We start from the raw sequence: 26,980 nt of genomic DNA, 5'->3' as shown, positions 1-26,980 counted from the left end.
ATCTCTATTATACGATTGGAGATTCTTTTGTTACATCCCTAGAAGGTTTATTTTCACACAGGCAGAGCCTGTGGTTTTAAAAGCATTAATAAAAAGCAGACCCTTAACATGGAGCCTGCCAACTTTTACTTTTTTTACTTTACTTCTTGACCTTGAACAGATTGCGCAACTTCAATTAGTTCTTCTCGTGTCAACTGGTCACTTGCTAAATAAAAGCTCATCCCATCATAATCCCACTCTACAGCATTCTCAGAGAGTACCCCTACAGCAAATCCTAGGTTTACAATATCACCATCCACTTCAACTGGAGAGGATAAGGTCTCAACAGCATTACGCTTCTCTTGAACTAGAGTGAAATTTCGATCTCCAGTAAAAGTGGAAATAACACGCTTCCCATCTGCTAATTTTACTTCAACACGATCTGCTAACTCTGCACCAACTGTGTTAACTGGAATCATCACCCGCAAATCCTCAGGCATTCCAGCTCCCGATGTTGGAACATCTTCCTCTTCGCTTACTTTTGCCATATTTTGATCGATTGCAAAATCCCCATCTTTTAAGGTAGGGTTTAACTTAAAGCTAGTAAACTTAACCTCCACAGCAGTTTTATCATCTGTGTTTAATACTTTTACCATGACAGGTGTATAGCTTTCCTTATCAATATATATCACTTGATGCGGTAAGTTGTTGTTACTTTGGTAATTAGTTTTTGTTTTAAAAATATAGTACTTGTCATCTGTAGTAAATTCAGCCCCTTTATCATTCTTAATATCTTCTACTAAGGATTGATATAGATATGGCTGGCTACTATTGTTCGGCCAATCTGATTGAAATTTGAAGCTTTTCTTTAGCTCCGGTGTTAAGACAAATACACCATCCATATTTTTAAGAATTACTTGGCCACCCTTGTCCTCTTTATTACTAGAAAGAGCCACTCGATAAAAGTCCTTTTTCTTATGCCAGACATCAATTTTAAATACTTGTTCCTCTTGTCCAGTTGTCATTTTCATTTCAACATTCGTTTTATAACCTGTTAATCCATTTACACTTTCACCAAGCTTTTTCACGACATCCTCTTGTGACTTCTCACCACATGCAGCTAGGACCAACATAATGCCAAATACGAATATCATCCATATACGTGATTTTTTTATCATGGACATATCTCCCTTGTCTAAATTTACCAAGCCTAACAGTTAAGCTTTTACGATTTATACAAAGGGAACATTTCACCTAAGAAAGTACGAGCTGACCATTTCTCCAGCTACTTACAACACGAACATCCTCCATATTCCACCCTTTCAATGATTTTTCGGATTACGCTTTGAATATTCTTTTCCACTCCTAAATTGCCCTCGGTTGCACCTATGGTTTAATGGTCAATTTCGTATATTTCTTATGCGGTGTTTAAATAGCTTGTTCCCTCCTGCCCGCACTAAAATATATGAGACAACCTTAGCAATTATGCAGATGATATCCGTTAAACTATTAATTTATCCTTCTAAAACAACCTGTGCTACTGCATATTCCTTACTATGTGAAATGGAAACAAAAATATTCATCTTATCTGGTAAAGATACAGACAACATAGGCTTTCCTCTTTCATCATTCACAACCTCTATGTCCTGAAAGCTTAACTTTCCAATACCAGTTCCCATCGCCTTGGCAAACGCCTCTTTAGCAGCAAATCTCCCTGCAACAAATTCTGCTTTTCTAGCTTCTCCCTGAAGCCTCTTTAAATACATTCTTTCATTTGTCGTCAACACCCGCTCAAGAAAACGCTCATTCTCTATACTTTTTCGAATTCTATTTATTTCTATAATATCAATCCCAATGCCTTTTATCATTGTCGTACCCCTCGCTAACTAAATCAATCTACATTTTAATATCACTTCATTTATTATTATAGTAATCTAATATTGTACATACTATTATCATAGCCAAAAGAAGTTAGTAAACAAACCCATTTTGAAAGAAGGGATAGCATGTTTCTACGAACGGAAAATAGTGTAAAAGAATTTATCCAATCCTACCCTATTATTTCCACCTTAGTCATCATTAATATCAGTATATGGATATTAGGTCTATTACCAATTACTTTCTTTGACCGTCTTTATGATTTAGGTGTTGGGAGTCATTTCGATATCCAAAACGGTGAATATTGGCGTTTTCTAACCCCTATTTTTCTACATGGTGGGTTTACACATATGCTATTTAATTCATTTTCTCTCATTTTATTTGGACCAGCCCTTGAGCAAATGTTAGGCAGACTAAAATTTATCCTAGCCTATCTTGGAGCAGGAGTCTTAGCAAATATTGCTACATTCCTTCTAAATCCAGATCTAGGATTTGCTCATGTTGGTGCTTCTGGTGCCATATACGGATTATTTGGTATCTATGTATTTATGGTCGTATTTCGCAAGCATTTAATTGATGCTCAAAGCGCACAAATTATTGTTATTATCTTTATTATTGGTCTAATCATGACCTTTATCAGACCTGGTATTAATGAATATGGCCATGTTTTAGGCTTTGTCTCTGGGTTTGTAATTGCCCCTCTTTTACTAACAAAAGCAAGACCATTTAACCCATGGAAGAACCCTCATTCCAACGGTCCGAAAGATATACAATTTAATCCTAACCGCTGGAAGAAAAAAAACTTCTTCCAGAGGCTAAGACTAAATCCTTTTTTCATTTTCTTTATTATTGTTCTAATAATCTTTATCGTACAGAATTTCTTTTAAAAACTAAATAGAATAGATCAGTGGCGTTCGTGTGTTGACCAATCCAATCCTCTTTTTTTCAGACATTTAACCCGATAATAGCCGACTTAATTAGAAGAAGGGCTGAACTTACATTCAGCCCTTCTTTCTATATGAATACCAATCTGACAAATCGTCTACATCAGTCACATCTAACTCTTTAATCGTATAATGTTTTCCTAGTCCCATTTTACCGATTATGGATAGTTTTAATCTAGCAAGATTTTCCTTCCTATGGAACCAATTTTGTTTTTTATTGAATGCTTGTATTCGCTTATGATGTAGCACCATGGTCACTTTATTAATATTGCGGTAGCGAATAAGTAATTTTTGACCATTTATTAAATAACCAGCGTCCTTATGTTGCAACAAACTCAATCCCACACAAACCGCAAGAAGTATTAACGGAATCCAGCTAAGATGTGGAAATACAAAGAATACAACTCCAAGTAATAGCAATGCTGGGATTGTCATTCGAATTATATAATACTTTCTTGCTCGCTTTGGCAATGATTGCATATTATTCTGCTTGTTGACATACATCGGTAAAAACTTCTCTAAAAATGCCTCTACCTCTTCTACCTTCATAATAGGGAATAGCACCGTGGAGAAATCTTCCCCTTTTTCATTGGATCCGCCTGCTATTTCTGCAATTACTGTAGCATATCCAAAGGGTTGTCGAATAACACTTTCTGCATAACCAACAGCTTGTATTCGTTTTAAAGGTATAGTAATTTGCTTTTTTTCTAGAAGACCCCTAGTTATGACAATATCCTCATCAACCTTTGTTATGGTAAAATTCCAATATTTAATCATCGTGCCTATAATACCCAACAACCATAACAGCAATAATGTGCCGACTATAAACAAAACCATTATTAACAATCCTAGGCCAATTATCCATCGATATGCATCGTCATAAAAGTTAGCTGGAATAAATCGCTCTATTTCAGAAAATGCAAACCCCGCAATAGCCAAAAGGACTCCAATACTACCAGATGTAGCCCCTGCTAGTAATAATTGTTTTCTAGTAATGGTTTGCGCTAAATACGCTTCTTCTTCTATTTCATTTTCATGTTGTTCTCTAGAAGAAATGGATTTTAGTTCCGCTCTTAGCGCCTCACCTTCTGTTAGCGTTACACAAATTAAGGATGCCTCCGCCTCTGCCCCTGTTCCAGCGGTCTCAATTTCTACTTTCGTTAGTTTGAATATTCGATGGAGAATATTTTGGGTTAAATCGATGGATTGAATTCTATGCTTAGAGATAAACCGCTTTTTTCGAATGATAATCCCATATTCTAATCGAAGCTCGTCCTCTTCCACACGGTATGTAAACCGTTGCCAAGTTAATACACTAGTAATAATGATTAACAATAACAAGGCTAACATCGCTAAAAAGGCATATAGTAACTTATCATCAAATAACGTTACAAACAGAAGAATGAAAAAAAATAGAGAATTCCTAATTCCTATCACAATGTGTAAAATCACAGCAGCGGGATGTAGTCGCTTAGGCTTAGACATCATCTTCATCCACCTTAGCTAGTGCTGATATTTTGTCCCTTAAATCAGAGGCTATTTCATTGGACAATGCGGGAATTTCATGCGTTGTCGCCGCTGTCGATATCGACACACTTGCTAATCCGAATTTTTTAAGGATTGGACCTTGCTGTGTTTCCACATGCTGTACTCGAATCATCGGTATTAACGTTCTTGAAACTACTAAAATACCATGCTGAATATATATTTCCTGTTCAAAAACTTCATAACGCCACCTTCTCCAACGTAATTTAGGCAGCATAAAAATAGAAAAATATGTACTTATAGCCGTTAATACAGCAACAATTAAAACAATCCACAATGGAAAATCAATCGTAATAAATAAAATAAACCCTACGATAGTTAGGACCCATGCTATCGCTTCATACAAAATTGCAGTGATTTTCCATGCTTTTATAGCATCTTTTGAAATGGTATGTTCTGGTGGTTTTCTCACAATCTCTCCCCCTTACCTAAGGAAAAAGCTCCCGCTTTTAGGAGCTTTCTTTAGGTGTTAATATCTAAAAGTCACGATTTCTCCGTTTTTGGAAATTTCCCTTTCGGTTGCGACCACCTTGGTTTCTCCCAGATTGATTACGACCGCTGCTCTGGTTTCGTTTTCCATAGAATCGCTTGTTGTTTCCTCTAGATTTTTCTTTTTCTGCCTTCTTAATACTTATCGGCGCAACAGATGAAATTTGTACTGGCACATCTCTTCTTTCTTTGGTCAGTAACTTTAATGCTGCTGCTATTAGCGTAACAGAATCATGCTCGTCAAGTAGCTGATTAGCTGTTTCGTGATAAGCCTCTAAATCATTGCTTTCAATTGTCTTTAGCATTTTTTCAACCGTAATCTGCTGTTGACCACGGCGAGCTTCCTTATTAGTTGGAGGAACCATCCGCTTCATTTTACTTCTCGTAATTTTTTCAATGAGGCGTAGATGGGCTATCTCTCTTGGTGTTATAAAGGAAATGGCTTCTCCTGTACGACCTGCACGACCAGTACGACCAATGCGATGGACATAGCTTTCTGGGTCCTGTGGAATATCGAAATTATACACATGAGTAACACCAGAAATATCAAGCCCTCTTGCCGCAACATCTGTCGCTACCAGTACATCAACACGTCCATTTTTAAATTTATTTAGTACGGACATCCGTTTACCTTGTGTTAAATCACCATGAATACCCTCTGCACGAAAGCCTCTTGCCTGCAATCCTTCCGTAATTTCATCGACACGTTTTTTCGTTCTGCTAAACACGATTGCAAGATCTGGATTTTGCATATCTAATAGGTTAGTTAGTGTATCAAACTTATATTTTTCAGGAACTTCCACAAAATGCTGTTCAATATTTTCAACAGTCATTTCCTTCGCTTTAACTTTAACTTCCTTCGGATCCTTCATCATCGTTGTTGCTATTTCACGAATTTCTTTAGGCATAGTTGCAGAGAACAATAGGGTTTGTCTTTCTGCCGGAACCTGTTTAAGAATCTCACGAATATCATCGATAAAGCCCATATTAAGCATTTCGTCGGCTTCATCTAAAACAATCGTTTGGACTAAATCGGTTCTTACTGTTCTTCTTCTAAAATGGTCCAATAATCTTCCTGGTGTTGCCACTACTATGTGGGGACCGTCTTTTAGAGAACGAATTTGCCGGTCCATGTGTTGTCCCCCATAAACAGGCAGGACTCGAACACCTTTATTTTTACCTAAGCGATTCAGCTCTTCAGCCACCTGAATAGCCAATTCTCTTGTAGGTGCTACTACAAGGCTCTGAACCTTTCTTAGTTTTGTATCAATTCTTTCTATCATTGGGATTCCAAATGCTGCAGTTTTCCCAGTACCAGTTTGTGCCTGTCCAATCACATCATTTCCTTCCATTGCTAGTGGAATAGTTTGTGCTTGGATAGGTGTTGCTTCTTCAAACCCCATTCGTTCTAACGACTTCATTATCGGGCTTGAAATACCTAATTCATTGAATGTTGTCACGCTCTTTTTTTCTCCTTTTTGCAAATTATTTTGTATTAGCGCTTATACTTGCCGTGATGCTTTTTCCGTAAAAACATGAACTTATTTAGTATTTTATCCATTCTTTTTATCTTTAGTGTTTGATTAATGAATACTTTTTACAATTTAAGAAATGGAATTATTTCTTCATTTTTCAAAAGCTAAAAGCGGAAAAGAGGTTGTCCTTTTTGTTACAAGGGAAAAGCCCTATAATTATGGACAGCTCCACCGGAATGTATTTTGAATAAACGCATTCGTCCACCCTTATTGCTCAGCAACTACTTGTATTACATTGTAAATTTCCTGGAAGTACTACTTGTAGTTTTCTAAGGAGTATTCTATATAGGTACGACGAGTACATTTGTGTTAGATTTTATTATGCAGTGGAAATTCCTTATACTTTCCTATCTGCCAAAAAGTCTATATAAATGACTTAATGTAGTCTAACTTCATAAGACCATAAAGCACCGTGGCAAATTAACCGTCATTTAATGATAACACATTAAGAATCATACAAGCTAGTTGCAATATGATTTTTCGATTTGAACATGGTATGATAAGTAAATATAGCTTATTACAATGATACATATTATTTTAGGAGGCTAGTAAGATGAGAGTCCCTCCATTTAACCCATATATAGCAGTTGTAATTGGAGTTATCTCGGTATCAACTTCAGCAATACTAGTGAAATTAGTTGGTAATGCACCTGCAGCTATTATTGCTTTTTATCGTCTGTTTTTTTCAGTCGTTCTAATGGCACCACTTATGTTACTAAAATATCGCCATGAATTTAAGGGTATTGAAAAAAAGGATTGGATACTTTCGATATTTGCTGGTATTTTCCTTGCCTTTCATTTTATACTTTGGTTTGAATCCTTAAATTATACATCGGTCGCTAGCTCTGTTGTATTAGTTACCCTACAGCCTATTTTTGCCTTTATCGGTACGTACCTATTCTTTAAAGAGCGATTTACACCAGGAGCAATAATTAGTATGGTGATTGCTCTCTTAGGAAGTGTGATCATCAGCTGGGGTGATTTTCAAATTAGTGGAATGGCATTATTCGGTGACATTTTAGCGTTTATTGGAGCGATTGCAATCACAGCATATTTTTTAGCCGGTCAAAATGCACGAAAACGCCTATCTCTGATGACATATACGTTTGTGGTTTATGGAGTAAGTTCCATTACCTTACTTCTATATAACCTACTGCTAACAAATTCCTTTACAGGTTACTCTGTAGACTATTGGATTATTTTCTTGGCTTTAGCTATATTCCCTACCTTCCTAGGACATAGCTTGTTCAACTGGGCGATTAAATGGCTTAGTACATCTACCATTAGTATGGCGATTGTTTTTGAGCCAATTGGTGCTTCAATACTCGCTTATTTTATACTTGATGAAAAAATTACATGGTCTCAGTGGCTTGGTGGTACTATCGTTATTTTTGGTTTATTTTTATTTATTATGAGCACCACTAGAAAGGCAAATGTCACCCTACATAAAAAAAATAACTAACTTGAAACTATTTTTACTATTCAATACACGTTATAATAAGGAGACAACTAATTTAGAAATAGGTGAGTCCATGACAATTCAATTAATGACCGATGGTGGAGCAGATATCCCGAAAGAGCTATCCGGAATTATTGATATAAAAACTATCCCACTATATTTAAATTTTAGAGATCAGCAGTATAAAAGCGGTGTCGATCTAGACCTAGCTACCTTTTACAAAAAAATCGAAGAAACAAAGGAATTGCCCCGATCTGCGGCACCGAGTCCAAATGATTTTTATGTGGCCTACAAGCAAGTAGATCCTTCTACACCTATTATTATGCTTAGTCTATCAGGCGGGTTAAGTAGCACATATGATAACGCTGTTGCAGGGAAAAAATTACTATTAGAAGAAGAGCCCAATCGAAAAATAGAAGTGATTAATACAAAAACAGCCTCCTGTGGCCAAGCATTAATGTTATTTGAAGCTTATCAAAAGATACAAGAAAATTTCTCATTCGAAGAGATTGTCAGCCATTTAAATAAAATGGTTAAACATACTGCTACACTCTTCGTTTTAAAAACATTGGAAAATCTTGTGCTCGGTGGGAGACTGGATAAAGTAAAAGGAACGATTGCTAAAACTCTAAACATCAAGCTCTTGATGAAGGGAAGCGACGAGGGGACGATTGAAGTTTCCGAAAAAGTACGTGGTGACAAGAAATCAATAAGGCGATTTGTGGAACAAATAGGAGAATATGCCAAATCAGTCGAAGATAAAATTCTAGTCATGACACATTGTAATGCATCGGAACGAGCAAAAGCTGTTCTCTCAGAAATAAAGGAAAAGTATACGTTCAAAAGCACATATTTAACCGAAATGGGTCCACTAATTTCCACCTATGGTGGAGAAGGTGCACTTGTTATTGCTTTCTTTAAAGATTAAATCGATAACGAAATCAAAGGGTCATCCCCAAATCTAATAACCGTAAAGGTTTAAAGAGACATAGGGAGGGCCCTTTCCTATACCATATCAAAATGCTTATTCTTTATCCCTATTGGCTTTTCCAAAAACTCATAAACCATTTTATTTAATGTGTCTTTGTCATTTCCGAGACAAATTAAATGTCTTGATCGCTCAAAAAATACAACTTCTTTCCGCTTTGAAGGTATCTCCTTATCTAAATAATAGGCAGTCTTATAAGGTACCATATTATCTTGCTGACCTTGAGCAATTAATACAGGAGATTCCACCTTACGTAAATACTTTCTTGTCAATCTCACTAGCTTTAGAAACTCCAAATTTGCCTTTAGTGGTACACTACTCAATTTACGCCTATAGTGCCGGTATAGCTTATTTTCGCTAAGCCTTCCCATTACTCCATCCTTGATTACCGTTCCAATATCCACACTAATTTGCTTCAATGATAAGTATTTACCAGCTGTAGCTAATAATACTAGCTTATCCACCTTATATTTTGCAGCTAAATAAGCTGCAATCATTCCCCCCATCGAGAACCCAATAATATAGATTTCATCGTATTTTTCCCTTAATTGTTGTAAGGAAGCTTCAGCGGTTTCAATCCAGCTCTTATACGTAACATTTTCAAGAGCTAATTTAATTCCATGTCCTGGTAAAGTTGGAACTGCTATATGCCAATTCGTCTTCTCTCTTAAATACTCCGTCAGTGGTTCTAATTCATGAGGTCCTCCAGTGAAACCATGAATAATTAAGCAACCTATCATGTTGTAATCTCCTTTATGAAAATCTATCGTAAGAGCGTTGGGTACAATAGTCTTTTTTCTTTTTCCCTAATTTGCATGAAATATTACCTTAACTCTCCTATTCCCGCTTTTGCTATTTCTATACATAATCTGGACTTAACGGAATATTTTCATAAAGTCTCCAAACTGTTTAACAATTGGGGATACTTGATGATACGTATTTGCTAATTGACTCACCGTGGACAATACCTTATCTAAATTCAACTGACCATTTTGATCATGGAACTGCGACTTTTTAATTGGTTGAGGAAATCCTTGGGCTTGTTGAAGATTCCCTTGTAAAGCTTGGTTATTAGCGTACCAATCTTGGGGTTGCTTCGGCTTAGAAAATTGTTCAAAAGGGGTTTTAGGCTGCTGGAGCATCGATTGAAAATGCATTTGTTGCGCTGGATGGAAAGGCTGCTGTAAATCCTGGTATGATTGCTGATAATTTTGATAAGGATATGGAGGTTGCCCAAATTGCCTCATATGACACACCCTTTCCTTTTACCTTTTTACTTCACTTTATGCAATTCCTAATTATTATGTGTTTAGTCCAAAAAAAGAAGTACGATTAAACACCGTACCTCTTTCTGACAAAGTATCGCTTCTCAAAATAGATCCAACTAAAAATCCCTATTGAAACCAGTGAAAAATATGGGTTGATCTCACACAATAAGATAAACCCTAATAATAGGAAAGATAGAAAGCCCTTTAATGAAGAATCGAGCTTTTTGTCTAATACCTTTGCAGCATTCTCCATCTTAACGATATAGTTAAATAAAAACAAACTAATTAGTAATAAAATAAATAAGCTTCCATGCCAGGAAAAACGAGCATAAGAATAAATAAAGATAGGAATAAACAGTGGAATACAGCCAATTAAAACCCAGCGATTTACTGTTCGTTTAAAACTATCTACATTCCACGGTAATACTTGAACAATTCCTGTATGGAATCTATCCACATAAAGGCTAGCGATAAAGGTTGTCAATACATGAATACTAATTGCAATTCCTATTAAAACAGCTAGGTCATGGACAAAGAACAAGACGATGATTGCTAACAGTAAACCACCAATCACCTTCACCACTAGCTCTATATTTTCCCTAAAGTACTGTAGCCAAAGCCTTTTATAAATAGCGCTTTCTGTATAGGAGAAAGGCTTTTTCCTCGTAGCACTGTTCAGGAATATATTGTATCTTCTTTGCCTCTTAAACTTAGTTTTTGTTGCCCGAGCTACTAATGGCATACTCCATATAAGGTAGTCGTTGACCTCAGTCACTCTTCCCCAATTAATATTAGTAAATATTTTTCCATACCAATAGAAATTGCTTAGCAATACTACAATTAAAATAAGAACACTAAATAGAATAGTTGTGCCTGTTAAAGTCCCTACAATGTTTATTAGAAGCAGAGCGCTAATCACACATAACTTCACATACCATTTCATTTGGAATAGCTTCCACTGTGGGATAGTCATTAAAACTTCAATAAACCAAAATATAAAAAAGTATAACCAGATCAGAATTGGATTGATTGGTGTTAATAGTACGACAATTGCCCCAATCATTAAGTACCTTATAAACTGTTTCACCCACTTCTCCAAAGCAATATACAAGGTAATCCTTCTCATGGAAAATGGGAGCATTCCCAACTGGTATTCCGAGCTAGAAATGAAAAGCCCAGGAAATCGAAACGCTTGAAAAACATATCGTATAGGTACAATCATTAAGATTAGCCAGAACCGCATTTCTGCTTGCTGCTCAATAAAAAGAAATTCATCTTGATACATAGCTAAATAGTCATTGAAAATAAAAATACTTGCAAATAAATAGCCCCCAACAACCAATAAATAAAAGGCAGTTGTCTTATCAATGGACATGGCCACTAATCTTTTTTTAATTTCTTTTTTCTTTCGGAAACGATTTAAACGAATAAACCAGTAGGCATGCCAAGAAGAAAAACCTCTCATCGCTTTCCACTTCTCCTTGTTATTGTCTCAAATTCCTGTGCCTGACCTTTATGTAATAACTTACCTTCCTGTAGCATGATAAATTGATTTGCAAGATTTTTGACTCGATCAAGCTGGTGAGTCGTAAGTAGTATACTGGCTCCGTTCTTCATTTTTTCCTCAATCATCGCTTCAAAAAAGTCAACCGCATATATATCAAGACCCATAAATGGTTCATCAATTAGTAATAAAGGAACATCAGGTAACATGGCACAAATTATTTGCACCTTTTGTCGCATTCCCTTTGAAAGAGATTCTGGGTATTCATTTAGCTTGTCTTGTAGCTCAAACCCTTTTACATATCGTTCAACACGCGCCATTAGCTCTTTTTCCTCAAGCTGATAGCTTTTTCCATATAGCTGAAAATGCTGCATTGCTGTAAGCTCAGACATCAGCATTGGTTCTTCAGGAATAAAAGCAATTTGTTTTTTGTAATTCAAAAAGTCGATATCCTGATTATATGCCTCTTGTACCACGATATCTCCCGCTGATTTTTCTTGTATTCCCATGATAGTTTTCATTAATGTTGATTTACCTGCACCGTTATGCCCAAGAAGTGCCACAACAGAACCGGCATCAATTGAAAATGTTATTTGTTCTAACAGTTTTGTAGTCTTCACTTGGACATCTAATTGATTAACCTCTAGTACCTTCATCCTAATCACCACCACCTTAATTACGTAATTTCCCCAAAAAAGGTTTCAAAATAGTAATTAATACATACTAATTAAAGAAAAATCCGAATGATACATACTCAAAAATAGTATTTTTTTCTTCAAATAATGTAAAAAAGGTGTAAATTCATTAAAAAAAGTCTAGCATTTTCTAGCAATTTGTTATTTAATTATAGAGAAAGGTAAATATTATAACTTAATTATTCATAGGAGGGTCACAATGAAGAAACTTTATAGTCTAGTGCTTATCCTTGGTTTAGCACTTGTACTGGCAGCATGTGGAGGTGCTGATGATAACAAAAAATCATCAGACAAATCATCTAATGGAGACTCAAGTAAAGGAATGATTCCCGATACACTCGTAATCGGCTTTGTACCTTCTCAAGATTCTGATACAATTGCTGATACTGTAGCACCATTAGCAGATCGTTTAGGTGAAAAACTAGGTATCAAGGTTAAGAGCCAAGTAATGACTGACTACAATGCTCTAGTTGAAGCAATGGGTGCCAATCAAGTACATATCGGTTTCATCCCTGCATTCGGTTATGTGCTTGCAAAAGAACAATACGATGTAGAAGTAATCTTAAAATCTATGCGTAACGGATCAGGTACATACAAAGCACAGTATCTAGTACGTGCTGATTCCGGTATCAACAGTCTAGAGGACCTAAAAGGTAAAATTTGGGCATATGCTGACCAAGGTTCAACTTCTGGTTATCTATTCCCTGCAAACCAGCTGATGGAAAAATTTGATCTTGAATCTCCAGAAGAATTAGCAGATTTCTTTGGAGGTACAACCCCTACGGGTGGACACGATAATGCAGCAATCGCCGTTTATGAGGGTGATGCTGATGTCGCAACTACATTTGACGATGTTCGTACTGACCTTGAGAAGGAATATCCAGACATCATGGAAAAGTTAAAAGTATTAGATTATACCGATGATATTCCAAATGACACGATTTCTGTTACAAAAGAACTTGATAAAGATTTTGTTCAAAAAGTAAAGGATACTTTCCTATCTTTTAATGATGATCCTGATATGATTAAAATCATGAATGATGTATACAACTGGAACGCAATTGATGAAGCTTCCGATGAGGAATATCAGGTTGTTAAAGATACGTATGCGAAATTCAAAGATTCTGTTGAACTAGACTAATATACAAGATATATAGAAATAAAAGGGAAGGGTACGTAACTTCCCTTTTATCATGTTAGATAGCACTTAAGGATGATACAATAAAGAAAATTACACGCCTATAATGGAGGATTTGGAATGATAGAATTTAAGAATGTAGGCCTTGTCTATCCCAATGGAACAGAAGGTTTAAAAAATATAAATGTGAAAATCAATGACGGAGAATTTGTTGTTATAGTTGGATTATCAGGTGCAGGCAAGTCTACGTTTATCCGTAGTATTAACCGTTTAGTAACTCCTACCTCTGGCTCCCTTTTAGTAGATGGTGAAGATATCTTAAACTATCATAGTGGCAATCTTCGCAAGCTCCGCACAAAAGTCGGAATGATTTTCCAAAACTATAATCTAGTAAAACGCTCGAATGTATTTAAAAACGTGCTAGCAGGTCGCTTAGGACATACAGGAACATTACGTTCGATCTTTAACTTGTACTCCAATGAGGATAAAGCATTAGCATATGAAAGCCTAAAGCGTGTTAATATTGAAGAAAAGATTTATAATCGTGCGGATGAATTGAGTGGTGGTCAGCAGCAGCGTGTTAGTATCGCCCGAGTTCTAACCCAAAAACCAAAATATATTTTAGCGGATGAACCTGTTGCATCACTTGACCCACCTACTTCCCATCAGGTGATGACTTATTTGAGAAAAATCAATAAGGAAGATAATATTACCACCATTGTAAACTTACACTTCATTGATATGGCCATGGAATATGCTGACCGTATTATCGGAATGCGTGCAGGTGAAGTTGTTTTCGATGGACCAGTTGCTGAAGTATCTGAAAAGACATTTGAAGAAATTTATGGCCGTTCTATTCGTGAGGATGACTTGCGTGGGGGGGCAGAGGAATAGTGACTAACGAAACACACTCCTTAACAAATAAATCCATACCGCTATACCCCGCTAAAACAAAGCTGCAAGTGACCATTATCTTTTTTGTAGTTCTAGGAATTTATATATTTAGCATGGTCTGGACACAAAGGGATATGGTCGGCGGATTAGGTGGTGCACTAGAAAATATGTATCGCGTTATGGAAAAGTTTTTCCCACCGGACTTTTCCGTAATACCAAAAATATGGAAGGCCATGATGCAAACTATTCAAATGGCTATCATTGCAACAACCATTGCAGCTATTTTAACTGTTCCATTAGCCGTGCTTTCTGCGCAAAATATCACAACCTTTAAGCCATTGTATTATTTAACAAGAACTATTTTGAACCTATTGCGTACGATTCCTGATTTAGTATTAGCGGTTATTTTCGTTGGCTTATTCGGTATTGGTATTTTTCCAGGAATATTGGCACTTACCGTTTTCTCACTTGGTATTCTTGCAAAGCTAATTAGCGAGACAATTGAATCAGTAGACATGAATCCTTTAGAGGCAATGCGCGCATCTGGTGGCAACGTATTTCAGGTGATTTGGTATGCGCTAGTTCCACAGGTTCTGCCACAATTTACATCCTTAGTACTTTATGTCTTTGAGATTAATATTCGTGCATCAGTTGTGCTTGGTATGGTTGGGGCAGGTGGAATTGGCTTAGTATTGAACCAACAGCTTAAATTCTATAACTATCCGAATGCAATGACGATTATCATTGTAATATTTGTGACCGTACTAATTATTGAATATATAAGCAATAAATTAAGGGAGGCATTGCTCTAATGGAAAAGCTTCAATTACCTCCAAAGCCGGAAAAGTCGTTATTCAAAAAAATTAGAGCAATTATAATTACCATCTTGGTAATTGCACTATATGTATGGACGTTTAAAAATATCGATATTGATTGGGGTCGTGCCATAGAGCGCTCAATTGACAACTTCCATCGTGTCATCCCGAAATTATTTAGTCCAGATTGGGCTGCTGCAGGTAAGGTTGGCCTTGCCATGCTAGAAACGGTATTTATCGCCTTTGCGGGATCATTGATGGCTGCTATCCTGGCTATTCCATTATCCTTCTTAGCAGCAAAAAATATGATGGGCGGTAAAGCAGTTTCAACGGTTGGCAAATGGATATTATCTGCAATCCGTGCTTTTCCGGATTTAATTTTGGCTATTCTATTTGTAGTTGCTGTAGGGCCAAATGCATTTGCTGGGGTCTTAGCTATTGCCATTGGTTCTACTGGTATGCTCGGAAAAATGTTCTCCGAGATTATTGAATCGATTGACATGGAAGTTGTTCAAGCAATGGAAGCAAACGGAGCAAATAAAATCCAAATACTTTTCTATGGTGTTTTACCACAAATCACTCCGGAATTTTTATCTTATGCGATTTATCGCTTTGAAGTAGATATTCGTGCTTCTTCCATTCTCGGTATTGTAGGTGCTGGGGGGATAGGAACCATGATTATATTCGCCTCTAGTAACCGTAATTGGAATGAGATGGGAATGATCTTATTAGCAATTGTCATTGTCGTGACGATTATTGACTTTGCATCTGCAAAAATTAGACGTAAAATAGTATAAGTACTTTACGGAAACGAAATTGAAGAAGGTACCCTCTTTAATTTCGTTTCTTCTATGTAGAAAGGGATGTACATGGTGAAAAATCAGACAACATTAAGAATCATCTATACGAGTGATATTCATGGAAATGCGATGCCACTATTATATGGGACAAATGCTCCTAGTAATCTGGGTCTGGCTAAATACGCTTCTATTGTGAAACAAGTGCGCGCGGAAAATCAACATGTCTTAGTTCTGGACAATGGCGATCTCATTCAAGGCACACCACTTATGACTCATTATGTAAAATCACATACTGACAAAGAAAATCCGATGATTGGAATCATGAATCGAATAGGAATTGATGCAGGTGTTATCGGAAACCACGAATTTAACTTTGGAAAGAAAGTTCTATTAGATGCGATTCATGAATCGAATTATCCATGGCTGTCAGCTAATTTGGTAAATGAAGATGATGAACCTTATTTCGGCAAGCCATATTGCATCAAAACACTTGAAAACGGGTTACGAATCGCAATTGTTGGCGTAACGACACATTATATTCCAAATTGGGAATCCCCCGCACATATCGAGGGAATACAATTTAAAGATGCACTTGAGACGTTAAAATATTGGGTTAAGTATATCCAACAGGTTGAAAAGCCACACTTAGTAATTGCGTCCTATCATGGGGGTTTCGAACGGGATATCGAATCTGGTGAACCAACTGAGGCATTAACAGGTGAAAATCAGGGCTATGCTATGTGCCAGGAAATAGAAGGAATCGACATTCTATTAACCGGCCACCAGCATCGTATTCTAACTGGTGAAATAAATGGCGTTCTCGTTGCTCAGCCTGGTAATAACGGAATTATGTATGGAGCAATCGACGTAGAGTTCGCGCAAGTTGATGATACATGGAAGGTAATCAAAAAGATAGCAAATATTAATGAAGTTGGTGATGTTCCAGCAGATGAAGATATAATTTCCTATATGTCTGAGCTAGAGGCATCTACTCAGGAATGGCTAGATCAACCAACAGGATATGTGGATGGCGATATGACCATCAAGGATCCATTTAAAGCGAGAGTTGATAAGCATCCTTTCATCCAATTTATTCAAAACGTTCAGATGGAAGCAAGCGGTGCGGATATTTCAGTTACAGCCTTACTTAATAATGATTCCAAAGGCTTTCAACCGGTTGTGACCATGCGTGATATTGTATCTAATTATATGTATCCGAATACGTTAACCGTATTAGAGCTAAGTGGTCAGGACATTAAATTAGCTCTAGAAAAGAGTGCCGATTATTTCATTTTGGATGAGGATGGAACCATTACAGTAAATCCAACCTATGTAACACCAAAGCCACAGCATTATAACTATGATATGTGGGAAGGAATAAACTACACTATCAATGTATCCAAACCACTAGGTTCCAGGATTGAGAATATCACATACAAGGGGGATGCTTTGAAGGAGGATGGCAGGTACCATGTCGTAATGAATAATTACCGCGCAAATGGTGGAGGAGACTATGATATGTTTAAGAATAGACCTATCATAAAGGAGATTCAACAAGACATGGTCGAATTAATTCTTGCTTATTTTGAGAAGCATCCAACAGTGAAGGCAGAAGTTATTCGTAATTTCTCGGTAAAGCCTAATTTATAATAAATAAAAAGGGTCATCTTGGTACAACAGATACTCGTTGTACCAAGATGACCCTTTTTGTTTAGTTAAAAACTTCCATTAATCTAAATCATCGCTTTGACCATTTGAATTGCCATTTTTACCAATGTCCCCAAGTTCGGTATCAATGGAGATGGAGATGATTTCTCCAGTGTTAGCATCAATATCTAATTCCGCTTCACCAGTTGGTCCCTCAATTTCGACTTCATAAATATAACGACCATCATCTTCATCCAATTGCAGCTCCGTAATTATTCCATCGAACTCAGCAAGAGCAATTTTTTTGGCTGTTTGATAATCAATCGCCACTTTTATCCCGTTATCCTGCTGCTTTTCTTCGGATTTTGTATCATCCTGCTTCTGCTCTTCTGCTTTGGAATCATTCCCGTTTATTTTATCTTTATCTACATCCGTACTAGTTTCACCCTTTTCAGATTTGCTATCTTCTGTATTTGCTTTATCCTTTATGGATAAGTCGGTTGAATTTTGTGTAGTTACTTTTAGCACTTCCTCTTCTAACTGAAGGATCTCACCTGTATTACCGTCTAATTTAATCTCGTATTTCTTACCATTTCCTTCTACTTCCACTTCATAAACTACACGATTAAAGCTTTTATCTAATTCAATTTCTGTAATTGTTCCAGGATACTGTGCAGAAACTAGTTCTTCAATCTCTGCTCTTGTCAATTTCGGGTCAGCCTGCGCTGCATTTGTATGGTATAAACCAAAGCCTAATAAGGACGCAACCACAACACTTGCTATTGTTATTACTACTTTCTTTTTCATTGCCTTTACCTCCCGTTCTTTGTTATATCCATCATAACCAACTAGAATGAAATCCTTGTGAGAGAAAGATTAGAATTTGGTGAGAAAAAATTATTCATCAAAGGCCGGAAGTATAACTGAAAAAGTTGATCCCTCTCCTAGTTTACTTGTTACAGAGAGTGTTCCGCCGTGTGCTGTTATGATGGTATTAGCGATTGCAAGACCTAAGCCTGTTCCACCGGTATTGCGGCTTCTTGCCTTATCGACACGATAGAAACGTTCGAAAATCCGCTCTTGCTCTGAATCAGGTATTCCAGTACCATAGTCAATGACTTGTACGACAACATTATTTCCTATTTCATCTATGCTTACATCTACTTGTTCTTCACTGTATTTAAGTGCATTGTCTATCAAAATATAAAATACTTGCTTTAATTGGTCTCGATTGGCATTTACAAATAAAGCTTTTTCACATTGAAATGGTATTTCACGATGATATGCTCTGACAAAAACCCCAATTGAATCCTCTAACAGCACTGACAAGTTAATTTTTTCTTGATGTAAGACTTCCTTATTTTTAGCTAATGCAAGTAATTGTTCAACTAGCTTTTGCATTCTATCTGCTTCTGTTCCAATCGCTTCAACCGATTCGTGTATAAGCTCAGGATTATCTTTACCTCTACGTGCTAATAATTGTGCATAGCTTTTAATAATCGAAATTGGGGTCTTTAACTCATGAGATGCATCGGAAACAAAAATTTCCTGCATTTCATAATTCTCTTTTAAGTAATCAATCATATCATTAAAGGTCTCTTCCATTTCATGTAATTCATCTTTGGAGCGGTTCTTTACTTTAATTTTCTTCCACTTTCCATGTTTCATATTTTCCTTCATCGTACTGATAAGAGATTTGATAGGAAGTAGTAAAAATCTCGCTAAAATATTACCAGCAATCACTATTGGAATAATAATCATCACTGAAGCAATGCTAAGTACATAAATTAGGATTCTCATATTTTCGGACAACGATACTAATTCCTTCGTCATTTGTATGGTTACCACATCACCTGTATTCCATATGATTGGTTTAGACACAGTAGCAAACCTTTTTCCGTTAATGGTTATTACTTCCCTTTTCTCAGCTTTTGAATAGCTGCCTGGCAAATCAATATATTCCTTGGTTTTTGTGTGAACTAAAGGATCTCCTTCCTTAGGAAAAACCCGTATCATTCCATCGGCAGGCAAGAAAGCTTTTAGTAGCTCTGTTGGTGGAATATCTGGATTATTATTTATGGTTGATACAATTGTAACCGTTTGTTCTGCTAGCTCTTTGATTTCACTATCCACCGAGTTTTTATAAAACAGAAAATAAATGGATGTATTGATTAATAAGATTAATACTAGCATGAAAATACTAGTGAATAATTGAATTTTCGTCCGTAGTTTCATATTACTGATCCTTTATCGTATATCCAACGCCACGGACCGTTTGAATGTAGGATTTAGGATATCCTTTGTCAACCTTTTGTCTTAAATAACGAACATATACATCTACTACATTCGTTTCACCAAAATAGTCGTATCCCCAAACCTGTTCGATTAATTGGTCACGTGTAAGAACGATATTTTTATTTTTTAACAAACATACGAGTAAATCATATTCCCTAGGAGTCAGTTCTAATAGGTTGCCATCTCTTCTTACCTCATGCCCTGCAAGGTCAACCATCAAATCACCAACTGAAAGCATATCCTTCTGCATTTTCCTTTCAACCGGTTTTCTTAGATGAACACGAATTCTAGCAAGCAATTCCTCAATTTGAAATGGTTTCGTGACATAGTCATTCGCCCCTAAATCGAGTCCACTTACCTTATCATGAACGGCATCCCTTGCTGTTAATAAAATGATTGGAGTATTTTCATCCGTTCGTCTTATTCTTCGTAGTACTTCTAATCCACTCAATTCAGGAATCATAATATCTAAAAGCACCAAATCCCAGTCTTTCTCCTCCATTAAACGAAGAGCATCTTTTCCATTATTCGCAATTGCTGTATGATAATTCTCGTATTCTAACTCTAGCTGTAAGACTCGGCTTAGCTTTTCCTCATCTTCAACTATTAAAATTGTTGGTTGTCCCATATGCACACCTACTTATCCGTTCTTTTGGTTTTACTATACCACCGAAACATTAAAAAGTAATGAGAAAAATACCTGCTCAATTAATTGCTTTTTCCAATGAATAAGTAAATAATGAAAGAATAAAAAATTGGGGTGGGATCAACATGCTAGCACTAGATCATATTGTTATTGCAGGAAGAAACGCCGAAAAAGATAGTGTTGCCTACAATAAACAATTTGCCATAAAAGCCGTTAAGGGTGGGGAACACGAAAATTGGGGAACCTATAATTATCTAGCATATTTTTCTAATGAAGCTTATATCGAATGGTTAGGTATTCGTGATTATGATAAGGCGAAGAAGAGTGATAACCCTTTAATACAACATTTAGTATATATGGTCGATAAGGGGCGACACGGACCTTTTCAATTTGCCCTTAGGACAAATCAGATGGATGATTATATTCAGCATTTCAACGATAATCAAATTCCGTTTTCTGGGCCTTTTCACGGTGAAAGGAAGAAACCCGATGGTAGTTTGCTGTCCTGGCGTATGCTGTTTCCTTCCTATAATGTAGAAGAAACAATGCTACCTTTTCTCATTGAATGGAATGGACCTGCTCCTACAGCAAATAGTCTAGCTAACCAGCAAGCTATCATGAATATAAATTATAGTGGAGTAGATAAAGCAACCTTCTCAACTATATATCAACTTAAAAATAGAAGGAGCTTTACCAACCAATTTACCTTACAAAATACAAAAATTGTTTTTCAAGAAAGTGGCCCATTATCCTTTCAGCTCATATAAAAAAGAGAATGTTCATGAACATTCTCTTTTTTAGTAAGTTAAATACTTAACCTAATTGTTGATGTAAGAATTCTGTTACTGATTCAGGAGTTTTCGTGTATGCACTATGTTGATGTGCTAGCTTTTCACCATTTTGGAAAATAAGAATACTCGGAATGCCCATTACTTCATATTTTTCTGCAATTCCCTTTAACTCATCTGTATTTACTTCATACCACTCATAATTCTTAAATTCTTCTAATATCCCATCAATAAACATATCCATGCGCTTACAATCCGGGCACCAATCTGCAAAGAACTTAATAATAACTGGCTTATCACTACTAATTACTTCATTAAACTTGTCCATTGTTTGAATATATTCCATGTGTAACTCTCCTTTCTTCACTTAGCCTTATTGTATCCATAATACAAACGTTTGTCCTATAGTTTGCTTTCATCCGTATACTCTACTTTTCCTAAAATATATGCCACGAATAGGCCGATAGCAAACGAAGCAACACTTAAAAGTACAATGGAAGTACTTGATGGCCACCCTGGAAATACAACGAAAATTGAACCAATGACTAGGCCAATAATGATTGCAAATGTTGCATTGCGATAATGCTCTAAAAAATAATTAATAATTTTACTCATTGTAAGAATCCCAATTACAATCCCTATACCAACAACAGCAAGAATATCAAGCTGTAAATTACTTATTGCACCAATTACAACTGGGTATACTCCAATTACGAGCAAAATGAAGGAGCCACTTATCCCCGGTAATATCATAGCAGCACTCGCAATAAATGCTGAAAAAAACAATAGTAGATAGATCGGTAATGTCATCTCTTCAATTATTATACCTTCTCTTTCCTTAAGAAATAGCATCGAACCAACAGCTACAGCGCCCACAAGGAGTGATATGTAATGATTCACTTTGAAATTCAGCTTTACATCTGCTTGTCGAAACAAATATGGTAATATCCCAATAATAAGTCCTAGGAAGAAAAATTTCGTGGGATCTGGATAGTGTTCAAATAACCACTCAATTATTCTACTTAGCAACAGAACAGCTGTACCCATTCCAATGCCTAACGGAATAAGAAAACCAAAATGCTTCTTCCAATCCTTGCTAAATATTCCATTAATAGCAGCAATCAATCTGTCATATATTCCCAAAAGCACAGCGATAGTTCCACCACTCACTCCTGGTATCACGTCGCTAGCTCCCATAATCAATCCTCGGTAAATGTTTTTCCATTCCATAATTAAATTCTCCCATGTTTTTACGTTTTATTTATGCTTTACTAAATCACTTATTTATAAGCATACCAAAAAGTTCTTGCATTTTATAGAAAAAGCTTTATACTTTAAATATCGGCTACTTTGCATAGCAAGGTAGCAATATTATTTGATTAGTAACTTGCTTTACAAGGTAGGTGAGAAGTTTGTCATTAAGAAGTCAATTGCTTAAAGGAGTTTTGGAGGGTTGCATCCTAGCAATAATTCATCAACAACCAACTTATGGCTATGAGCTATCCGTTAAATTACAAGAATTCGGGCTATCCGATGTAAGTGAGGGTTCCATCTATCCATTGTTGTTGCGTTTGCAGAAAGAGCAGCTCATACAAGGCACGATGCAACATTCAGAAGTAGGACCAAAAAGAAAATATTATCACCTAACAGATGAAGGAAAAGGAGCTCTAAAACAGTTTATTATGCAATGGGAAAGTATCAAGCTTCCAGTTGATAGTATCTTAAAAAAAGGAGGAACATTATCATGAATGCGAAGGATATTTTAAAGATAAATAACCGATTACGAGAAAAATTAACCGAAGAAAACAAAAAAATATATGAGGACATGCTTGTCTATATTCGAACAAACACAAATAAATCTGAGCAACAAACCGAAGAGGTGTTACTGGAACTATTGGAGCATTTTGTAGCTGCACAATCTGAAGGCAAGTCGGCTCACGATATTTTCGGTGATAATATTAAACAATACTGCGATGAAATCATTGAAGAAATTCCGGGTGAAAAGAAATCCGTTTCATTGGTTTTTGGAGCTTATCTCCTAATAAATCTACTAGGAATAATGAGTTTAACTTATGGTACATTAGGATTCTTCTTTAATAATGTATTTCATATGGGTTCAAATGATGTAGAAATCTCTTTAGGCTCTGCCATTGTTAATATCCTAATTGACTTATTTCTCATCTATTGTTTTGTAAAACTTATATTAAAATGGATTAAATCTTCTACCTTTAATGAAAAAGTAAAAAAGAAATGGGTTGAATTCCTACAAATATGGATTGTTTGTACTCTCTTTATAGGGATAATGGTGATGATTAATGTCTTTATGCCTACTTTTGGCCTTGAGATGAGAATACCGGTCATACTATTCGCGGGTATCGGTTTTATCCTGCTTATCATCTCATGGGTGTTAAATAAAAAGTACCGAATTACAAAATAAAGGGAACTAATAAGTTAGCTCCCTTTATTCTACCCTTCCATATTTTATACTATTTTTCTATAAATTTTAGATCAGGTATCCACTGAGACATATGTGCTTTTATTTCTTTATATCTTTGATCTGCATTAGGTAAATCACTATCTGCCAATTGATACATTGGAATAACCTCAAAATCCTGCCAATTATTATATTTCACATAGGTTGGGAGAAATTTAGGTGTGTGTACCCTTACAGATGCTTCTCCATTCTCCATGGTTTTGGTAACAGTAAACTTTACGATTCCACCAACTTGGCGATAATATTCATTCTGACCAGATAGAAAATTACCTAAAGAATAAATTACTAAGGTCTTATTTCCTTGCTCACCGGTAACCCAATCGACTGGCTGTAGAACATGAGGATGGTGTCCTAATACGACATCTACCCCTAGATCTGCAACAAATTGGACAAGATCCTTTTGAGATTGGTTAGGCATTCGTTCATATTCATTTCCAAAGTGAAGACTAACAATGACTACATCTGCTTTTTCCTTTGCTTCCTCAATATCCATTTCGATTAGCTTTTGGTCAATTAAATTAACTAAATAATCCTTTCCGATTGGCACAGGAATCCCGTTCGTTCCGTAAGTATACGATAAGAAAGCAACCGAAATCCCTTCCTCTGTATCGTAAATTCTTATTGTTTTCTGATCTTGTTCATTCTTATAGGCACCTGTATACATCATATCAATTGTTTCCCAATGCTTAATGGCATTTTGGATTGCCGCTTCTCCTCTATCCAATGTATGATTATTCGCCAAAGTAACGACATCGATTCCAGCCCATTTCAGGGCATCACCTACCTCAATAGGACTATTAAAGGATGGATAGGAGGATAATCCTAGCTCCGTTCCTCCAATCATCGTTTCTTGATTAGCTATCGTGATGGTTGTATCACTTAGGAAAGGCTTTACCCGCTCTAGCATAGGTTTAAAATCATATCCGCCATCATCATTTCTGGCATCCTCATAAACACTGTTATGGATAAGAATATCTCCGATTGCCGAAATTGTTATCTCGTGTTTTATATTGATAGGTTCTTTTGGCTCTTCTACTTCCAATTTTTTCTTTGAATGGGAGCCTGCAGTTCTTCCATGGTCGTTATTCCCTTCAAGATCACCACAGGAAACCACAAATATACTTAAAAACAAAATTACAACTAGCCCTTTTATTTTCCCCCTGAACATAGGCAAAAGCTCCTCTTTCTTTTTTACTAAATCATACCATAGTATTGTAAGATAAAGTTCCTTATGTCTTAAAAATCCTCAAATTTCTACAGCAAGTCCAACACCAGTAATATTAATATGCATAAGTACCTTTTCTACATTCATTAGAAAACGACCACCCTTACCCTTGAGTGGTCGTTCATACTTAATTAATCCGTTCGATTATCGTCGCATTTGCCATTCCCATTCCCTCACATATAGCTAATAAACCATATCTCCCATTTATCCGTTCTAATTCATATAGCAAGGTCGTCATTAACTTTGTACCAGTCGCACCTAGTGGGTGCCCAAGTGCAATTGCTCCACCATTTACATTTAGCTTATCGGGGTCTGCCCCTATTTCTGTCAACCATGCCATCGGCACTGGTGCAAATGCTTCGTTTACTTCGTAGCAATCCATATCTGTAATCGTAAGCCCTGCTTTCCGTAACACTAGCTTTGTCGCCTCTATCGGTCCTGTTAGCATAAGAGTCGGATCCGAACCGATAACAGATCTTGCGACAATTCTTGCCTTTGGTTTTAAACCTAATTCCTTTGCCTTCTCTCCCGACATAAGCAATACCGCACTTGCACCGTCACTCATCTGACTCGAGTTTCCTGCTGTTATTTTTCCATTTTCCTGAAATACCGGTTTTAACTGAGCGAGAGCATCGAAAGAAGTATTCATTCTAGGTCCCTCATCTTCTGAAAAAATAAGGTTAACACCCTCCTCATTGTCAATGCTTATAGGCACTATTTCAGCATTAAATCGCCCTTCCCTTAATGCTTTTAATGATTTTTCATGGCTTTTTAAGGAATACAAATCTAATTCCTCTCTTGTAAATCCCCATCTATCAGCAATCTTTTCAGCGGAAACACCTTGATTAACAATTTCATATTTACTCATAAGTCTCGGACTTGGTTTGCTTGTGCCCATGTTCGCAAACATCGGTGAGCGAGACATACTTTCTACACCACCAGCAATCACGACATCCATATCACCTGCCGCAATCGCTTGCGAACCAAAATGTATTGCCTGCTGACTTGAACCACATTGACGATCAATAGTAACACCAGGAACTGTTATTGGAAAACCTGCAATTAAAGCTGCTGTCCTTGCTATATTTCCTCCTTGCTCATTCATCTGTGTGACACACCCTAATATAACGTCCTCCACTTCACTTTTATCTAATTTTGTTCGATCGATTAATGCCTCTAACGTAAGTGCTGCCAAGTCGTCTGAACGAACATTAGCTAGCGCACCTCCTTTACGACCCACCGCTGTACGAACGCCATCTATGATTACAACTTCTCGCATTTCATCACTCCTACCCTTTCCTCCCATTATACGAAGTATTTTCATACAATTCTATAAATTTGAGGGTTGGTGAAAATATACTTATAATTGAAACCAAAATAAGGTAAAATCGTATTTAAAGTATCAAAATAATTTAGGGGGAAATGGTATGAAACGAACAGCTGAAGTAACACTCGGTATTATCGGAACTGTTTTTTATGTATTCTCTGTCTTAATTGGAGCATTACGTCTTTGGATGGAGAATAACAAGGATTATCTTTATGATTTTATTACCGAAAACCAAAACGAGATGGAATTCACAGCGGATGATATGGATATCATCCAGGAAGCATTTAATTTAAATTTGGCAGGTGGCGGACCATTACTTGTTATCATGCCGATATTAGCAATCATTTTAGGTATTGTAGCCATGGTATTACTAAAGGGTAATAAAAATCCAATCGCTGCAGGTATTATTTTTATTGCAACTGGAGTCATTTATGTCATCGTAACACTTGGTGGAGGTATACTAAGTGGAATCTTATTCCTAATTGCCGGTATCCTATGCTTGGCTAGAAAGCCAAAGACACTAATCGAGGAGTAATAGGTCCAAAATGATAGGAAATACTACTCACACACGTTTGATAAAGTAGTATATAATAAAGTGAATCTATAATCTGTAGGATTCTTATTCCC

Annotated in this window: 28 protein-coding genes; 12 read left to right on the top strand and 16 right to left on the bottom strand. The window is 36.4% G+C overall.

Annotation, left to right across the window (positions count from 1 at the left end; translation table 11 throughout):
• Window positions 1-134: 134 nt before the first annotated feature.
• On the bottom strand, window positions 135-1,157 hold the full coding sequence (locus HNR27_RS17205) for a LolA family protein (protein WP_429340601.1): 1,023 nt from the start codon (window positions 1,155-1,157) through the stop codon (window positions 135-137).
• Window positions 1,158-1,493: 336 nt separating this feature from the next.
• Window positions 1,494-1,847 (bottom strand): holo-ACP synthase, encoded by a 354-nt coding sequence (gene acpS / locus HNR27_RS17200; RefSeq protein WP_429340600.1) that lies wholly within the window; start codon window positions 1,845-1,847, stop codon window positions 1,494-1,496.
• Window positions 1,848-1,985: 138 nt separating this feature from the next.
• Here acpS and HNR27_RS17195 point away from each other — a divergent pair, with 138 nt between their 5' ends.
• Window positions 1,986-2,744: a rhomboid family intramembrane serine protease gene (locus HNR27_RS17195; protein WP_429340599.1), complete on the top strand. Its 759-nt coding sequence runs from the start codon at window positions 1,986-1,988 to the stop codon at window positions 2,742-2,744.
• A gap of 114 nt (window positions 2,745-2,858) precedes the next feature.
• Here HNR27_RS17195 and HNR27_RS17190 read toward each other — a convergent pair whose 3' ends face one another.
• The 3 genes from HNR27_RS17190 to cshA form a co-directional block, all read right to left on the bottom strand.
• On the bottom strand, window positions 2,859-4,289 hold the full coding sequence (locus tag HNR27_RS17190; RefSeq protein ID WP_429340598.1) for a PH domain-containing protein: 1,431 nt from the start codon (window positions 4,287-4,289) through the stop codon (window positions 2,859-2,861).
• The gene (locus tag HNR27_RS17185) at window positions 4,279-4,758 is read right to left on the bottom strand and encodes a PH domain-containing protein (protein ID WP_212920633.1); all 480 of its coding nucleotides are present in this window, start codon (window positions 4,756-4,758) and stop codon (window positions 4,279-4,281) included. Before HNR27_RS17185 ends, HNR27_RS17190 begins: the two co-directional genes overlap by 11 nt.
• 64 nt (window positions 4,759-4,822) lie before the next feature.
• A complete protein-coding gene (cshA, locus tag HNR27_RS17180; protein ID WP_244853508.1) occupies window positions 4,823-6,295 on the bottom strand; it encodes a degradosome RNA helicase CshA in 1,473 nt (490 codons plus the stop codon).
• A gap of 628 nt (window positions 6,296-6,923) precedes the next feature.
• Here cshA and HNR27_RS17175 point away from each other — a divergent pair.
• Together HNR27_RS17175 and HNR27_RS17170 are read left to right on the top strand one after the other, a co-directional pair.
• Complete coding sequence (locus tag HNR27_RS17175; RefSeq protein ID WP_212920634.1) at window positions 6,924-7,832, top strand: DMT family transporter; 909 nt, start codon at window positions 6,924-6,926, stop codon at window positions 7,830-7,832.
• Window positions 7,833-7,902: 70 nt separating this feature from the next.
• Window positions 7,903-8,757: a DegV family protein gene (locus HNR27_RS17170; RefSeq protein WP_429340597.1), complete on the top strand. Its 855-nt coding sequence runs from the start codon at window positions 7,903-7,905 to the stop codon at window positions 8,755-8,757.
• Window positions 8,758-8,834: 77 nt separating this feature from the next.
• Here HNR27_RS17170 and HNR27_RS17165 read toward each other — a convergent pair whose 3' ends face one another.
• The 4 genes from HNR27_RS17165 to HNR27_RS17150 all read right to left on the bottom strand — a co-directional run bounded on the left by HNR27_RS17165 (window position 8,835) and on the right by HNR27_RS17150 (window position 12,245).
• The gene (locus HNR27_RS17165) at window positions 8,835-9,557 is read right to left on the bottom strand and encodes an alpha/beta hydrolase (protein ID WP_429340596.1); all 723 of its coding nucleotides are present in this window, start codon (window positions 9,555-9,557) and stop codon (window positions 8,835-8,837) included.
• A gap of 135 nt (window positions 9,558-9,692) precedes the next feature.
• Window positions 9,693-10,064 (bottom strand): YppG family protein, encoded by a 372-nt coding sequence (locus HNR27_RS17160; RefSeq protein WP_212920637.1) that lies wholly within the window; start codon window positions 10,062-10,064, stop codon window positions 9,693-9,695.
• A gap of 85 nt (window positions 10,065-10,149) precedes the next feature.
• Entirely contained in the window at window positions 10,150-11,550 is a 1,401-nt protein-coding gene (locus HNR27_RS17155) for a hypothetical protein (RefSeq protein ID WP_429340595.1), read from the bottom strand.
• Entirely contained in the window at window positions 11,547-12,245 is a 699-nt protein-coding gene (locus HNR27_RS17150; protein ID WP_212920639.1) for an ABC transporter ATP-binding protein, read from the bottom strand. The genes HNR27_RS17155 and HNR27_RS17150 overlap by 4 nt, the downstream gene beginning before the upstream one ends.
• A gap of 238 nt (window positions 12,246-12,483) precedes the next feature.
• Here HNR27_RS17150 and HNR27_RS17145 point away from each other — a divergent pair, with 238 nt between their 5' ends.
• The 5 genes from HNR27_RS17145 (at window position 12,484) to HNR27_RS17125 (ending at window position 17,581) form a co-directional block, all read left to right on the top strand.
• Window positions 12,484-13,425 carry a phosphate/phosphite/phosphonate ABC transporter substrate-binding protein gene (locus HNR27_RS17145; protein WP_429340594.1) on the top strand — a complete coding sequence of 314 codons (942 nt, stop codon included), beginning with the start codon at window positions 12,484-12,486 and terminating at the stop codon, window positions 13,423-13,425.
• Window positions 13,426-13,542: 117 nt separating this feature from the next.
• Window positions 13,543-14,316, top strand: a complete 774-nt coding sequence (gene phnC, locus HNR27_RS17140; RefSeq protein ID WP_212920641.1) for a phosphonate ABC transporter ATP-binding protein — start codon at window positions 13,543-13,545, stop codon at window positions 14,314-14,316.
• A complete protein-coding gene (phnE, locus tag HNR27_RS17135; RefSeq protein WP_429340593.1) occupies window positions 14,316-15,128 on the top strand; it encodes a phosphonate ABC transporter, permease protein PhnE in 813 nt (270 codons plus the stop codon). Before phnC ends, phnE (HNR27_RS17135) begins: the two co-directional genes overlap by 1 nt.
• Window positions 15,128-15,928, top strand: a complete 801-nt coding sequence (gene phnE / locus HNR27_RS17130) for a phosphonate ABC transporter, permease protein PhnE (RefSeq protein ID WP_212920643.1) — start codon at window positions 15,128-15,130, stop codon at window positions 15,926-15,928. Before phnE (HNR27_RS17135) ends, phnE (HNR27_RS17130) begins: the two co-directional genes overlap by 1 nt.
• A 72-nt stretch (window positions 15,929-16,000) precedes the next feature.
• The gene (locus HNR27_RS17125; RefSeq protein ID WP_429340592.1) at window positions 16,001-17,581 is read left to right on the top strand and encodes a bifunctional metallophosphatase/5'-nucleotidase; all 1,581 of its coding nucleotides are present in this window, start codon (window positions 16,001-16,003) and stop codon (window positions 17,579-17,581) included.
• A 78-nt stretch (window positions 17,582-17,659) separates the two neighbouring features.
• Here HNR27_RS17125 and HNR27_RS17120 read toward each other — a convergent pair whose 3' ends face one another.
• The 3 genes from HNR27_RS17120 to HNR27_RS17110 all read right to left on the bottom strand — a co-directional run bounded on the left by HNR27_RS17120 (window position 17,660) and on the right by HNR27_RS17110 (window position 20,501).
• On the bottom strand, window positions 17,660-18,385 hold the full coding sequence (locus tag HNR27_RS17120; RefSeq protein WP_429340591.1) for a PepSY domain-containing protein: 726 nt from the start codon (window positions 18,383-18,385) through the stop codon (window positions 17,660-17,662).
• Between the two features lie 90 nt (window positions 18,386-18,475).
• Window positions 18,476-19,813 (bottom strand): sensor histidine kinase, encoded by a 1,338-nt coding sequence (locus HNR27_RS17115; RefSeq protein ID WP_429340590.1) that lies wholly within the window; start codon window positions 19,811-19,813, stop codon window positions 18,476-18,478.
• Window position 19,814: 1 nt separating this feature from the next.
• Window positions 19,815-20,501: a response regulator transcription factor gene (locus tag HNR27_RS17110; RefSeq protein WP_429340589.1), complete on the bottom strand. Its 687-nt coding sequence runs from the start codon at window positions 20,499-20,501 to the stop codon at window positions 19,815-19,817.
• 143 nt (window positions 20,502-20,644) lie between these two features.
• Between HNR27_RS17110 and HNR27_RS17105 the strand changes: the two genes are divergently transcribed.
• Window positions 20,645-21,286: a VOC family protein gene (locus HNR27_RS17105; protein ID WP_429340588.1), complete on the top strand. Its 642-nt coding sequence runs from the start codon at window positions 20,645-20,647 to the stop codon at window positions 21,284-21,286.
• A gap of 46 nt (window positions 21,287-21,332) precedes the next feature.
• Here HNR27_RS17105 and HNR27_RS17100 read toward each other — a convergent pair whose 3' ends face one another.
• Together HNR27_RS17100 and HNR27_RS17095 are read right to left on the bottom strand one after the other, a co-directional pair.
• Complete coding sequence (locus HNR27_RS17100) at window positions 21,333-21,653, bottom strand: thioredoxin family protein (protein WP_212920649.1); 321 nt, start codon at window positions 21,651-21,653, stop codon at window positions 21,333-21,335.
• A 56-nt stretch (window positions 21,654-21,709) separates the two neighbouring features.
• Complete coding sequence (locus HNR27_RS17095; RefSeq protein ID WP_429340587.1) at window positions 21,710-22,537, bottom strand: DUF368 domain-containing protein; 828 nt, start codon at window positions 22,535-22,537, stop codon at window positions 21,710-21,712.
• Between the two features lie 182 nt (window positions 22,538-22,719).
• Between HNR27_RS17095 and HNR27_RS17090 the strand changes: the two genes are divergently transcribed.
• Together HNR27_RS17090 and HNR27_RS17085 are read left to right on the top strand one after the other, a co-directional pair.
• Window positions 22,720-23,055: a PadR family transcriptional regulator gene (locus HNR27_RS17090; RefSeq protein WP_212920651.1), complete on the top strand. Its 336-nt coding sequence runs from the start codon at window positions 22,720-22,722 to the stop codon at window positions 23,053-23,055.
• Window positions 23,052-23,744, top strand: a complete 693-nt coding sequence (locus HNR27_RS17085) for a DUF1129 family protein (RefSeq protein WP_212920652.1) — start codon at window positions 23,052-23,054, stop codon at window positions 23,742-23,744. Before HNR27_RS17090 ends, HNR27_RS17085 begins: the two co-directional genes overlap by 4 nt.
• 49 nt (window positions 23,745-23,793) lie before the next feature.
• Here the strand turns inward: HNR27_RS17085 and HNR27_RS17080 are convergent, their stop codons facing one another.
• Both HNR27_RS17080 and HNR27_RS17075 read right to left on the bottom strand, forming a co-directional pair.
• The gene (locus HNR27_RS17080) at window positions 23,794-24,969 is read right to left on the bottom strand and encodes a CapA family protein (RefSeq protein ID WP_429340586.1); all 1,176 of its coding nucleotides are present in this window, start codon (window positions 24,967-24,969) and stop codon (window positions 23,794-23,796) included.
• A 184-nt stretch (window positions 24,970-25,153) separates the two neighbouring features.
• The gene (locus HNR27_RS17075) at window positions 25,154-26,305 is read right to left on the bottom strand and encodes a thiolase family protein (RefSeq protein ID WP_429340585.1); all 1,152 of its coding nucleotides are present in this window, start codon (window positions 26,303-26,305) and stop codon (window positions 25,154-25,156) included.
• Between the two features lie 148 nt (window positions 26,306-26,453).
• On the opposite strand from HNR27_RS17075, the gene HNR27_RS17070 reads away from it, so the two are divergent.
• On the top strand, window positions 26,454-26,888 hold the full coding sequence (locus HNR27_RS17070; protein ID WP_212920655.1) for a DUF4064 domain-containing protein: 435 nt from the start codon (window positions 26,454-26,456) through the stop codon (window positions 26,886-26,888).
• Window positions 26,889-26,980: the final 92 nt, after the last annotated feature.

The sequence above is a fragment of the Ornithinibacillus bavariensis genome (assembly GCF_050433565.1).
Taxonomy (GTDB): Bacteria; Bacillota; Bacilli; order Bacillales; family Amphibacillaceae; genus Ornithinibacillus; species Ornithinibacillus bavariensis.
This window is presented reverse-complemented; position numbering and strand designations above follow the sequence as displayed.